This is a genomic window from Paenibacillus flagellatus (genome assembly GCF_003217775.1).
In the GTDB taxonomy this organism is placed as follows: domain Bacteria; phylum Bacillota; class Bacilli; order Paenibacillales; family NBRC-103111; genus Paenibacillus_AB; species Paenibacillus_AB flagellatus.
Genome location: NZ_QJVJ01000009.1, coordinates 227,186 through 239,806, shown reverse-complemented (window position 1 = coordinate 239,806; position 12,621 = coordinate 227,186). Strand labels below are relative to the sequence as shown.

Annotated in this window: 11 protein-coding genes and 1 riboswitch; of the genes, 2 read left to right on the top strand and 9 right to left on the bottom strand. The window is 61.6% G+C overall.

Annotated elements, in window-relative coordinates; genetic code table 11:
• Positions 1-128 precede the first annotated feature (128 nt).
• From DLM86_RS20675 to DLM86_RS20635, 9 genes are all read right to left on the bottom strand, one after another.
• Positions 129-2,162: a hypothetical protein gene (locus DLM86_RS20675; RefSeq protein ID WP_110841956.1), complete on the bottom strand. Its 2,034-nt coding sequence runs from the start codon at positions 2,160-2,162 to the stop codon at positions 129-131.
• A gap of 75 nt (positions 2,163-2,237) precedes the next feature.
• A riboswitch (cyclic di-GMP riboswitch) is annotated at positions 2,238-2,321 on the bottom strand.
• A gap of 35 nt (positions 2,322-2,356) precedes the next feature.
• Positions 2,357-3,352, bottom strand: coding sequence for an acrylyl-CoA reductase family protein (locus DLM86_RS20670; protein ID WP_110841955.1), 996 nt, complete (start codon positions 3,350-3,352; stop codon positions 2,357-2,359).
• A gap of 17 nt (positions 3,353-3,369) precedes the next feature.
• On the bottom strand, positions 3,370-3,630 hold the full coding sequence (locus DLM86_RS20665) for a hypothetical protein (RefSeq protein WP_245954764.1): 261 nt from the start codon (positions 3,628-3,630) through the stop codon (positions 3,370-3,372).
• Between the two features lie 104 nt (positions 3,631-3,734).
• Positions 3,735-6,203 carry a S1C family serine protease gene (locus tag DLM86_RS20660; protein WP_110841954.1) on the bottom strand — a complete coding sequence of 823 codons (2,469 nt, stop codon included), beginning with the start codon at positions 6,201-6,203 and terminating at the stop codon, positions 3,735-3,737.
• Positions 6,204-6,289: 86 nt separating this feature from the next.
• A complete protein-coding gene (locus tag DLM86_RS20655; RefSeq protein WP_110841953.1) occupies positions 6,290-7,606 on the bottom strand; it encodes a GerAB/ArcD/ProY family transporter in 1,317 nt (438 codons plus the stop codon).
• Positions 7,606-7,848: a hypothetical protein gene (locus tag DLM86_RS20650; protein ID WP_110841952.1), complete on the bottom strand. Its 243-nt coding sequence runs from the start codon at positions 7,846-7,848 to the stop codon at positions 7,606-7,608. The genes DLM86_RS20655 and DLM86_RS20650 overlap by 1 nt, the downstream gene beginning before the upstream one ends.
• The gene (locus DLM86_RS20645) at positions 7,841-9,088 is read right to left on the bottom strand and encodes a Ger(x)C family spore germination protein (RefSeq protein WP_158289591.1); all 1,248 of its coding nucleotides are present in this window, start codon (positions 9,086-9,088) and stop codon (positions 7,841-7,843) included. Before DLM86_RS20645 ends, DLM86_RS20650 begins: the two co-directional genes overlap by 8 nt.
• A complete protein-coding gene (locus DLM86_RS20640; protein WP_110841950.1) occupies positions 9,006-10,697 on the bottom strand; it encodes a spore germination protein in 1,692 nt (563 codons plus the stop codon). Before DLM86_RS20640 ends, DLM86_RS20645 begins: the two co-directional genes overlap by 83 nt.
• A gap of 227 nt (positions 10,698-10,924) precedes the next feature.
• A complete protein-coding gene (locus DLM86_RS20635) occupies positions 10,925-11,212 on the bottom strand; it encodes a hypothetical protein (protein WP_110841949.1) in 288 nt (95 codons plus the stop codon).
• Between the two features lie 180 nt (positions 11,213-11,392).
• Here DLM86_RS20635 and DLM86_RS20630 point away from each other — a divergent pair, with 180 nt between their 5' ends.
• Both DLM86_RS20630 and DLM86_RS20625 read left to right on the top strand, forming a co-directional pair.
• On the top strand, positions 11,393-12,418 hold the full coding sequence (locus tag DLM86_RS20630) for a DUF4062 domain-containing protein (protein ID WP_158289590.1): 1,026 nt from the start codon (positions 11,393-11,395) through the stop codon (positions 12,416-12,418).
• 5 nt (positions 12,419-12,423) lie between these two features.
• Positions 12,424-12,609: a hypothetical protein gene (locus DLM86_RS20625; protein WP_110841947.1), complete on the top strand. Its 186-nt coding sequence runs from the start codon at positions 12,424-12,426 to the stop codon at positions 12,607-12,609.
• The last annotated feature ends 12 nt before the right edge of the window (positions 12,610-12,621 follow it).

The window sequence follows — 12,621 nt, the reverse complement described above, 5'->3', positions numbered from 1 at the left end:
GGATGCAGGACGTTTACATGATTGTTTTGGTACTATTTTACCACAACATCCGGGGAAAATGGACTATAGAAAGCGCCGAAGAGGACGGCACATTCTCCGTCCTCCTGCAAAGGGTCCCAAACGAGTCGCTACAGCCGCATTTCCTTGAACAGATCGAGCAGCTGCTTGAACGCGTTCTCCATCTTATGCGATTCGTCTTCGCCGTACAGTATCGACTTCAACCGGTCGAGATCGATGTCCGATACGCCCTTCAGCTTATCCTTGAGCTTGTCGACGAGCTCTTCGAACTTATCCATCGACAGCGTGGAACCGTACAGGTTGTTCGCCCGAAGCAGCTCCTCGAACTTCTTCTCCATGTCGCCGCTGCCGAACTTGAACGTCACTTCCCGCTTGTTGCCCGCGGCGTCCGACACGTACAGCATCGACTTGGACGCGGCCGAGCCGTACGCCTTCAAGCTGAACATCATGCGGCGATCGCCGAAGCCGTAATCGAATTTGTACTCCCGTTCCGGCCTGAAGAGAAACGGCTTCCTTCCGGGACCGTTGCCGTTGCCGTTGCCGTTTCCATTACCGTTTCCGTTCCCGTTCCCGTTCCCATTCCCATTGCCATTACCGTTCCCGTTGCCATTCCCAGGAGTTTGCCGTTCGTTCCATTGGTGAATCGCGTCCTGGATCGACGTCCACAGCGGATCGTACCGGTCGGCGACCGCGGCGTTAGCCTGCACCGTATATTTGCGCCGGACCCCGGTCAGCGAATCGTTCAGCTCGCCGGCAAGCCCGGAGGCGAATCCCGTTTTCACCCCGTCGAGCCAGCCGACCAGCTTTTGCCGGTACTGCTCCTTCTCCGCGTCGCTGATCTTGTCCGGGTCTTGGCGAATTTCGCCGACGATCGTCTGCAGGTACGCGTCCGCCCGCTGCTGCAGGCCACCCGCCCAGCCGCCGTAATACTGCTGGGCTTTCGCCTCGCCGGCCGCCCGGAAGTTAAGCGAATCCTGCACGAACCGGTCCATCGTCGCCCGGACGTCGTCCAGCCGCTCGTTCGCGTCCGCGAGCAGCGTCCGGCGAAGGCCTGCCGGCGACTGGGCCAGCTCCTGCTCCAGCTTCGTCCGCTGCTCCGCGATCCATCCGTTCATCCGCGACTGAAATTGGCTGCGCTCCGCGTCGCTGATGACGTCGGAATCGTCGAAAATGCTGTGGTTGATCGAATCGAGCAGCTGCGAAGACCGGCCCGGCAACCGATCGTCCCAATCCCCGTATTTATCGCGGAATTGCGCCGCGACGGCCGTATACGCCTGAACGGCCGACAGCGCCGACTGCCAGACGCTCTCGCGAAGCGCCGACAGCCGTCCGTCCGATTGGCCGAGAAGGGCGTCGCGAACGCCGGACGGAGCAGCCTCGAGCTTCCCCGCCAGGTCCGTCTTCCGGCCGGCGATCCACTCGGTCAGCGACGCGGCCAGCCGTGCAAGCTCCTCCTCGTCGACGATTCCGTCGGCGTCCTGCTGCAGCTCGCCATTCACCCGCTCCAGCCACAGCTTGCCGGAGTCGTCGAGCGTCTGGCCCCAGTCCGCATACGTCTTGTTCGCCGTCTCGATCTTCTTCGCATGAGCGGAAGCCGTCCGGTCGATCGCCTCCCAAATCTGATCCCTCAGCTCGCCCAAACGAAGATCGGCCCGGCGGATCAGCTTCTTGGCGATTCCTTTGGGCGCGTCGTCGAGCATCGCCTGAAGCCGGTCCCGCTGATCGCCGATCCATTGGTTCAGCTCGCTCTTGAACCGCTTCATCCCTTCCTCGCCGATCGCGGTCGGCGAAGCGTCGATCGCCGTCCGGACGGCATCGAGAAGCCGGTCCCGCTCTTCCGGCATCGATTGGAGCCATTCCCGGTACTGCCGGCGCGCTTCGAATACCGGCGACGGTCCACCCGGTTTGTCCGGCTTATCCGGCTTATCCGGCCTCGGCTTCGTATACAGGCGGATATCGATATCATCGGCTCCCCACTTGATGCGGGCTTTCTCGTAGATGGCCACCAACGTCGGATCGAACGACGTCTCGCCGCCGTTCCCGCCCTCCGGCGGTTTCGACGGCGTCCGGATCGCAGCCTCCCGGTCGAACTTGACCGCCCACTGGCGAATCGTCGCCCAGGCGTTTGAGGTCGAATGTATCATGCGATGGCCTCCTCGCTACGAAACTTCGCATAACCGAAAAGCCGGTCTCGGGATGAAAAAAAAGACCGCCTCGAAACAAAAAGGGGTCGGTTGCATCACTCACTCCACCTGCGCCAGATGCCCAGATGGAGCGCAAGCTTCTTCGTATCCGGTTTGCGATTTGGGACTATTATACCATATACTTCCTACCGGAGTCACGATATTTTCACGACGACTCGTCCGCGCATCTCGCCCCGCACGATCGCGGCGAGCGCTTCCGGCAGCCGGTCCAGCCCGATCTCGTCGGCGACGAGCGGCTCATAGCCGCCGGCCGGCCTCCATTCGTCCGCGAGCCGGCCCCATACCCGGACGCGCGTCTCGTGCGGGCAGCGGACGCTGTCGATGCCGAGCAGGCTGACGCCGCGCAAAATGAACGGATAGACGGTCGCCGGCACGTCGGCGCCTCCCGTCAATCCGCTCACGGCGACCGCGCCGCCATAGCGGACCGCGCCGAGCAGCCCGGCCAGCGCCGGGCCGCCGACCGGATCGACCGCCCCCGCCCACCGCTCCTTCTGGAGCGGCTTGGCGGTCGATCCGGCGATCTCGTCGCGGCCGAGCACGTCGGCGGCGCCCAGCGCGCGCAGAAACGCGGCCGCGTCGGCCTTGCCGGTGCCGGCGGCGACCTCGTAGCCGAGCGCGGCCAGCAGCGCCACGGCCTCGCTGCCGACGCCGCCGGTCGCGCCCGTGACGGCGACGGGGCCCGACTCGGGCCGGACGCCGTGCTCGCGCAGCCGCTCGATCGAGAGCGCCGCCGTGAACCCGGCCGTGCCGACGATCATCGCTTCGCGCAGGCTGAGGCCGTCCGGCACCGGCACGACCCAGTCGGCCGGCACGCGCGCCAGCTCCGAATAGCCGCCGTAATGCGAGACGCCGAGCCCGTAGCCGGTCACGAGAACGCGGTCGCCTTCGCGAAACCGCCCGTCCTCCGACCGGACGACCGTGCCGGACAAGTCGATGCCCGGCACGAACGGGTAGGCGGTCACGATTTTGCCGTCCGGCCGGACGGCCAAACCGTCCTTGTAGTTGACGCCGGAGTAGGCGACCCGGATCGTCACGCCGCCCGCCGGCAGCTCGTCCTCCGTCGCCGTTCTCACGCGGGTGACGCAGCGGTCCCCTTCCTTGTCCACGAACAATGCCCGAAAAGCCGTCATGGCCGTCCTCCTTCCCGCTACAGCTTGCTCTTCGCCGCTTCGACCAGCGCGTCGAACAGCTCGTCGTCTTCCTCGATCCGCTCCTCGGCCGCTTCGATTTCCTTCTCGATGCCGGATTCCGCGGCGAAATTCAAGCTATAGCTCCATTCGTTTCCTTTCTTGCTGTGCAGCGTAATCTCGTAAGCCGATTTATGCCCTTCAAGCGTAAACCGGACTTTGCCCACATACCCGTCATCCTTGGTATGCGTCATTTCCGCGTCTTCGATCGTCCATTTCACGTCTGCCGCGCCTCCCTTCGCTTTCGATGGTTCCGGCAAGCGAATACGGGCAGAGGCGCTCGTCAAGCATGCTTGTCGGAGCCCCCTGCCCGGCGCTTCGCCGATTATTCCGGTACGAACGAACGGAACGCCTCGTTCAGCCGGTTTACGTTGCCTTCCGTCCTCGCGGCGTCGTCAAGCTCGAGCGTGATCGTATACACGATGCCGTTGATTGCGAAGACGTACACCGTTTCCCGGTACGGCGCATCCTTCTTCGGGTACGTCACCTCGAATTTTTTGCCGGCCGCGCCGAACAGCGTTTCGTCGGTGACGACGTATTGGAATTTGGCGTCGTTCTCGCTGCTCTTCTTGTACGACTTTTCGAGCTCCTCGACCGCATCCTCCAGACTGCCGCGGTTGTCCGCCTCGATCTCGAACAGGCCGCCCGTGAACGAATAGGTCACATCCGCCTCGTCCTCGCCTCCGTAACCGCCGAACAGCGACTCCCAAGTTTCCGGCACCTTCACCGTGTACCGGTACTTCTCGTTGCGGATCGTCATCGTCCGGTCCGGATCGAGCAGCTCGTCCTCGTCCTGAATGAAGCCGAGGCCCGAATGGATATCGTCCTTCGACACCGATATCGAGGCGGTCAAATCGTCCAGAAGCCGGTCGAGCTCGTCCCCTTCTTCATCCTGCGGGAACGTCACGACGATCTGGTATTTGTATTTGTCCTTGATGAAAAAAATCGAATGCCGCACGTCCCACTCTTCGCCGAACGTCGAGTAGAACCGGTTGGCTTTGGCCGGTATGCCGCCGGCCAGCTCCAGCTCGCGCCAGCCGCCCGTCTTCCGGTAGCCTTCCGCGAAGCTGTCGGCGAATCGCTTCTCTTCGCGCTCGGTCCACTTGTCGAGCGTATCGCCGGACGAAGCGGACGTGACGTAGACGTCCGCCTGCATCGTATCGTCTTCGTTCGCATACGTCATGCCGTCGGCGTATTCGCTCTCGCTCCAATCCGACGGGAGCTCGAACGTCAAGCCGTATTCGTTCGTGTACGACGTGTTGCCTTCCTTGAATACGGAGATGTCCTTGAGCGTCTCGTCGCCGGCGTCGAACGACACCCGGAAGCTGTCGAGCAAATCGAGGTAGGCGTTTTGCTTGAAGCCGTTGGAGGCCTTCTCCTTCTGCTGCACGTACAGCATCGCATAGTAGACGGTGCCGTCCTTCAAATAAGCGCGCGCCTGATAGTACGAGCCGGAATCGGTCTGGCCGGACACCTTCGCGTAGGAGACGTCCTCCTGCTCGACGTATCGCTTCTCCAGTACGAGGTCGCCCGACTTGACCGCTACCTTGCGGAGCAGCCCGGCCGGGGACAAATCGTCGCTCTGCTCCTCCTCGACCGAAATCTGAAGCGCGAACTCGCCCTTCGCGTCGGCGAACGTGACGGACTTGCCGTCCTCGGACTGCCGGGCTTTGAACAGCCCCGCCGGGTATTTCATCGACCAGCCGAAATGACTGTCGCCGATACGGGTTTTGCCGCGATCGGAATCGATGTACGAGCCGTCGGACGTACGGACCCAATCGTCGCTTCCGCTTTCCTCTTCCCCGAGCAGGATGTCGTACGTCGCGGTTTTGCCGCCGGACTGCATCGTCAGCCGGACGGTCTGCTTCGGCAAATATTTTTTCAAAAGCTCGTTATACTGCACGATCGTCTTCACCGGCGACTCTTCGAGCTTCAGGAGCGAGTCCCCTTGCCGGATGCCCGCCTCGGCGGCAGGCGAATCGGGATCGACATAGGCGACCCGCGGCGCCTCGTCCGTCGGCAGGCCGACGACCGCCTCCCAGCTCTCCTCGAGCTCGAGCCCGAGATACGGACGCATGACCTTTCCATACTTGAAAAAATGATCCAGCACGTATTGCACCGTGTCCACCGGTATGGCGAACCCGAGACTGTCGATCGAGTAATCGACGAACTTCATCGTGTTGATGCCGACCACTTGTCCCTTCATGTTGACAAGCGCGCCCCCGCTGTTGCCCGGATTGATCGCGGCGTCCGTCTGGAGCAGCTGGTACTTCGAATTGACCGCGCGATCCAGGCCGCTGATAATGCCCATCGTCACCGAGTTGCGGAGCGCGAACGAGATCGGCGTGCCGATGGCGACGACCGTTTCCCCGACTTTCACGTCCGACGGGGAGGCGAAGGTCGCCGGCCGCAGGCCGCTCGCCTCGATCTTCACGAGCGCGAGATCGCTTTCCTCGTCGAAATGCGTCGTTTTGCCGGGATACGACTTTCCGTCAGACGTCACGACGACGATATTGCTCATATTTTTGACGACATGGGCATTCGTGACGACATACCCTTCCGAACGGACGACAACCCCCGTCCCGTGCGCCAGATCAAACCGGCTCGACGATTCCTCGTCGTCTCCTCCCGGCTTTCCGATAATCGCGACGACCGAAGACGCCGCTTGCTGCACGACGGCGGGAATCTCTCCCGTGTCGGCGGCCGATACCGGTACGGCTCCCCCGAAGGCGAAGCCCATGCAGGCGATCAGCATCCATACCAGCGCCTTGACCGGCAACGTTCCCCTCTTCATGCATCCGCTTCCTCTCACTTGAATAATTATGTAAGCCGTGCACTCTGAATCTATCACACGGCTTCGAGAGGAGGCAATAGAAATCGTCAAGGTCCGGCGGGAGGACGCACGATCCGGTTCCAGCTCCAGAACTGCGCGACGCTGAACGCGACGATCGCGACGAAAGCCGCCGCATAAACCGCCGCTCCCGCCATGCCGTACGCCTTGTACCAATGCCCGGTGTAGCTGCCGGCGAACAAGGCGGCCAGCGCGATGCAGGTCGCCGCCCGCCAGCCGATCTCGGATGCCCCGGAGCCTTCGCTTGCCCGGTCGCCGCCGGCCCGCTTCCCGCGGCGTTTCCAAGCGAATGCGGTCAGGACGCAGCCGAAGAAGATGACGTGGACGAACAGCGTCACGGGCAAGCTGCCGTAGTTGCCGAACCGGTACACTTCCATGACGCTTTTGAACGACAGCAGTGTCAGCAGCAGAATGAACCATCCGCTCATGACGTTGATGCCGCGCATGTGCCCGGTTTTCAGCATCGACGACACCCCGGCGAGGAAGCAGAAGTAGATCGTAATGATTTTCATCAGGAAGGCGGGCATCCAGAAGCCGATCAGCAGGACGTCCAGCCGGTCGAGAAAATCGGTAATGTTGATCTGCTCGGTCAGCGTATAGACCGGGTACATGGCCCTTGCCACGGTGACCGTGCCGAGCACCGATACGCTGAGCAGCATCAGGACGGTCAGCACGAGCGCCGACGCGACGATTCCAAGCTTCAGCGAGACGTAAAACTGCTTCGCATGGCGAAAGTAGTTCAGGAACGCGCCGAATACGATAACGTCTCCCGACCAGCCGGTGCCGAGCAGCCCCGCCTTGACGATATCCGCCGGCCCTTGGGACAGAAACGGCTGCAAGTTGCGGTACTCGATCTCGTTGCTCAGCAGCAGCGGCAGCAGCAGCAGGTTGACGACGAAGATGGGAAAGATCACGTTGACCGACCGGACGAACTCCTCCATGCTTCCCGTCGCAAAGTAAATCAGGACGAGCATCGAAGACAGGTAGATGAACTCCGTCGGCGTCCGCTGCAGCACCGCCGTGCCGATAAAATCGCCGAACATTCGCAAATCGCGGGTGAGCAGGTGCAGCGTGTAGACGAGAAGAAGCGCGTTGAGCAGCTTGCCGAAGCGTCTGCCGCAAACCTCCTCGCATATGTCGAACAGGTTCCGTCCCGGATACGCGACCGACAGCCGGTACATCAAATAAGCGATCAGGATCGCGTAGAGCATCGAGAAGATGAAATTGAACCAAGCGTCCTGCCTGGATACTTCGGCCAACGTCTTGAACATGCTGATCATCCCGCCGTTGATGTACAGAACGGCGGCCAGCATGAACAGCTGATAGCCGCTGATCCTTTCCTTCATCAGCCCGTTTCTCCTTTCACGAACATCTCGACGTACGGCGCCACGTATTGCGTGATGAACCGGGACGGCATGGCGCTCTCGATGCCGGCCGCATACAGCGCGAACATGACGACGCACAGCGCGCCCATCGTATAGAAGACCCACCGTTGCGGGGCCGAGCCTTCCCGCAGCGGCTTCCACTGCAGCAATACCGTCAGCCCGATGCCCGCCCACAGCAAGATCCCGAACAGCCAATCATTCATGGTCCCGCTCCTTCAGTCCGACGTTTTTGGAGAACATGCCCGTCCGGTTGACGACCATGTTCACCTCGTATTCCGGCTCGACGTCCCGGATCGCCGTCTCCCATTCCCGCCGCCATTCGTCCCGCCATCGGCCGGGAAACGTCCGTTTCAGCACGACGCCGAATCCGGGGAAGTCGGAACGGTCCGTCTTGACGACCCGCATCGCCGCCGCCATATCCTCGCGAATCTTTTTCTCGAGCTGCTCCTCGAGCCGTTCGATATTCCGCTCGTGCTCGTATTCGTTGCCGTCCTGCGCCTCGAGAATGGTCGCTTCCCCTTCGGCGCGGATCCGATACCGGATTTTGCCGCCGACGACGGACGGCCGGATCGCCGATTCGCCTCGTCGGACAATCAGACTGACGAGTCCGTTCTTCATCTCGACCGTTTCCACGTACGGATTGAACGATTCGGTCAGCCAGCGCATGCCGTTCGCCTCGTCGCCTTTGGCGACGCCGACCATTTTGCCGTTGCGGGTATAAGCGAAGCCGCTGATTTGCAGCTCCTCGCTCGGTTTCTTCGTACCTTCCGACCGGATGACCTCCACATAGGGAAGGATGGCGTCCTGCCCTTCGCCGCTCATTCGGATAACGACGTCCTTCACCTGCACCTGGATCGTGTTGTCCGACTTGAGCAGCTCTCGCATCGCTTCCGAGGAAAACCGCTCGAGCTTGGGGGACGCGTTCAGCACGTCGTACGCCTTGCCTTTCGTAACCGCCATATAGCTCGTCAGCCGGTTTTCCGCGACCCGGGCCGTAATGTCCATCACCTCGACCAAACCTTCCTTGGCCAGCTCCTCGCCGATCAGGAGCACTTTGCGGTGGGCGTAGAACAGACGGCGCGACAGCCGGGACTGCAGCCGGGCGTTCGCCTCGCGCAGCGTGCGCCCCTTCTCGGAATCGATCGTGTAGGGGGCCTGCCCCCCGCTGCCTCCGCCGCCGCCGGACGCGCCCCCCATATTGCCCGGAAGCGGAATGATGACGCTGATGCGATAGCCGTCCTTTTCCTTGTCCACGCCGGTCGCCATGACGATGGCGATGTCGTTCACCTCGGTACGGTCCCAGCATCCGCCGAGCAGAAGCGGAAGCAGCAGCGCCGCCGACAGCAGTGCGACCCGACGTCTATTCGCTCCTCGGATCCCGTTCCCGCCCGTTCCGGTCGTCGCCGGAGCGCTCCTCCCGATTCTCGGAACGGCTTCCGTCATGCTGACCCTTCCGCTCTCGATCCTGTTCCTGCTTCTCGTTCTCATTCCGATCCCCCATTATCCCGATATTCCGTTTCTGCTCGACGGTGGCTTCCCCGATCCGGACCGTATTGCGGACGTCGAGCGCCATCGGCCGCCGCTTCATGTTCCACCAAGGCACCCGCACGATCGTATCCTTCAAATCGGCGAACGTCAGCGGGCTGATCGGCGACAAGTACGGTACGCCGAACGAGCGCAATCGGCCGAGATGGCCGATGATGACCATCGTTCCGATGACGATGCCGTACAGCCCGAAGATGGACGCGAGCAGCATGAGCGGAAATCGCAGCAGCCGGACGGAGATGGCCGCGTTGAATTTCGGTATTGCGAAGGAAGCGATTCCGGTAATCGATACGACGATGACGAGAGGCGCCGAAACGATACCCGCCTCGACCGCCGCCTGGCCGACGACGAGCGCCCCCAGGATGCTGACCGCCTGCCCGACCGCCTTCGGCAGCCGGACGCCCGCCTCGCGCAGCGCCTCGAACGTCAGCTCCATAATGAGCACCTCGATCACCGCAGGGAACGGAATCGCCTCGCGCGCGGCCGCCACGCTGAGCAGCAGCGTCGTCGGCAGCATCTCCTGATGGAACGTCGTGACGGCGATGTACAGCGCGGGCGTCGTCAAGGCGATAATCATGAAGAACGCGCGGATGACCCGTAAAAAGGAAGCGATTTGGAACCGTTCAAAGTAGTCCTCGTTCGCCTGCAAAAACGTCCAAAACGTCACCGGTACGACGAGCACGAACGGGGTTCCGTCCGTCAAGATCGCGACGCGGCCTTCGAGCAGGGCGCCGGCCGCGGTATCCGGCCTCTCCGTATACATGATCTGCGGAAACGGCGAGTAGCCGTGGTCCTGGATCAGCTCCTCCACATATCCGGACTCGAGAACGCCGTCGATATCGATCGCCTCGATCCGGCGGACGACCTCGCGCACGAGCTCCGGATCGGCCAATCCGTCGATATAGGAGACGACGATGTCCGTATTCGTTTCTTTGCCGACGACGAGCGGCTTCATTTTGAGCCGCGGCGACTTGATTTTCCGGCGGAGAAGCGACGTGTTCGTGCGCAGCAGCTCGGTGAAGCCTTCCCGCGGCCCGCGGATGGCCGACTCCGTCTCCGGCTCGGCCACTGTACGGTGCTCCGCTCCCCGAAGTCCCATGACGAGCGCGCGGTCGTTGCCGTCCACAAGCAGGCCGGCATCGCCGCTCAGCACCTTGTGCAGCAAGTCGCCGAAGTTGTCCGCTTCGGACAGCTGGGATACCGGCAGCGTCCGCTCGAGCACGTCCTCGATCCGCGTCCGGTCGCCCTTGCGGATCATCAGGCTGCCGACCGTCCGGTCGACAAGCTGCGTGTTGGCCAAGCCGTCCACGTACAGGGCGAGCGCCTTGACACCGTTCTCCATGCGGAATTCGCGGATGACAAAATCCGAACTTTCGCTCATGATTTCGCGGATTCGCCGTTCGTTCTCATCCAAAGCGCCGACCAGCGGCACCTTCTTCAAGCTTTCGATATACAGCTCGTCTCGGATCGGCTCCTTCGGCGGCTTGGACCTTCTCGTGCGACGCATGGGCTCACCTCCCGGAAAGATTCGTCAGTTCTGCTTACTTTCCCAATTTCAACCCTAATTTATCCGGTTCGTCCGTGCCCTTCCCCGAAACGCATACCGCCCGGAAACCGGGAAGCGGAAGCGTAAGACACGGTCCGATCCGCACGGCAAAAAACCGCCGGGAGCCTTCCCGACGGCCGCTGTCCGCGACATTTGCGCTTCGGAGACCGCTTTCGTTTACGTCCCCGTTACGCTTCGCTATTCGCCTGCTCGCTCGAGACAAGCGCGTTCAACTCTCGGCGTTCCTCCGCCAGCATCTCTTCCGCCAGCTCCACCGGCGCCGCATTGTGGCTCAGGCCCGCTTGGTCGACCGCCCGTTCGGCTTTCTCCATGGCGCTGCCCGCTTGCTCGATCGTCTGCTCCGTCGGATGCGATTGCGCCTGGGAGACGGCGCGGTGCGCTTTCTCGACCGAATTTTGCGCTTGGGCGATCGGGTTTTGCGATTGCAGGCTCGAATCGTACTTCGTCTTGGTCATCGTTATCCTCCTGATGCGGATGCATTCGTTTTTCTGAAACGCCGTTCGTCCTTACTATGACGTATCGTCCGCCGTTTTATACCCGGCTTCGGACCGGGACGATCGGCCCGTTTTCCAACCGCTTGCAGGAAAAATAACCCTGTCCGTCTAATACATGTAACGTTGTGGGGAGGGATCGCCTTGCTTCGCGTCTTCATCAGCTCGACTATACGCGACTTGCATTTCGTCCGTGCCGATTTGGCGGGACAAATCGAATCGGCGCTCGGCCACCGTGCGGTCACGAGCGAATCGATCGAATTCGACTTTACCGGCTCCGGCTCGATCGTCGACAGCTGCCTCGACGAAATTGCGAAGTCGGACGTCTATCTGCTCGTCATCGGGGAACGCTACGGAAGCATAGTGCCCGAATGGGGCATCAGCATCACGCATGCCGAATACCGCCATGCGGTCGCCCTGCGCAAGCCGGTGCTCGTCGTCGTGTTGAACCGGATCTGGATTTTGTACCAGGACGATTCCCCGACGCTCGAATCCGGGTTGAAGCAGTTCATCGACGAAGTGTCGAGCAACTTCGCCCGCAACGTCAAGCCGTTCGAGAACGCCGACGACGCGTTCGGCTATTTGCGGGCCCAATTGTCGATTTTGCTCAAAAATTATGTGCGTACCGGACTGAATCCGCCGGAAGTTCATGATATAATAAGGACAAGCCGGATCAACGAAAGCGCCAACCGGTTGTTCGTCTCGCTGCTCGAGAACAGCGACCATGCGTCGCCGGACTACGCCCGCGTCCTCGCGGTATTCATCCAGGAGCTGCATACCGGCGAAATCCGCAGCCATCTGCTGCAGCTGCAATTGAGCCAGGTGACGGGCGCCACCCTGTATCGGCTTACCGCCGACGGCGAGCGGTTGGTCAAGCTCGGCAGCGCGGGCAATGTGGGCGGACGGGAATCGTTTCAGGTGGCCGATTCGACGAGCTACGTATCCCAAACGTATTTAAGCGGAAAAACCGAGCTGTTCGAAGTCGAAAAACTCGGCTTCCGTGAATATATTATCTGTGTGCCGATTGCGAAGCATTACGTCGTGACCCTGCACTGCTTCCTCGAGAAGCAAAGCCGCCGGGCGTTCGACTCGCGGCTCGTGCTGGACGACTTCACGCATAAGAACCAAGTTTTGTTCGGCATATTGGCGTTATTTCTGGAAAGGGTGTGAGTGCGATGGCCAAACGTGCTTCCGATACGAACAAAGCGAGCCGCGCCAAGCGGCAAATCGGGGAGGAGCCGGGCAACTTGTTTACGAGCGGCCCGTCCGTGTTGAAGGGGGACGTCGTGTTCCGGAAGGTCGCTTCCGCGCCGACGGCGTTTCTTCATCCCCGCGACGCGTTCGCCAAGCTGAAGGCGTAGCCGCCTTGCTCG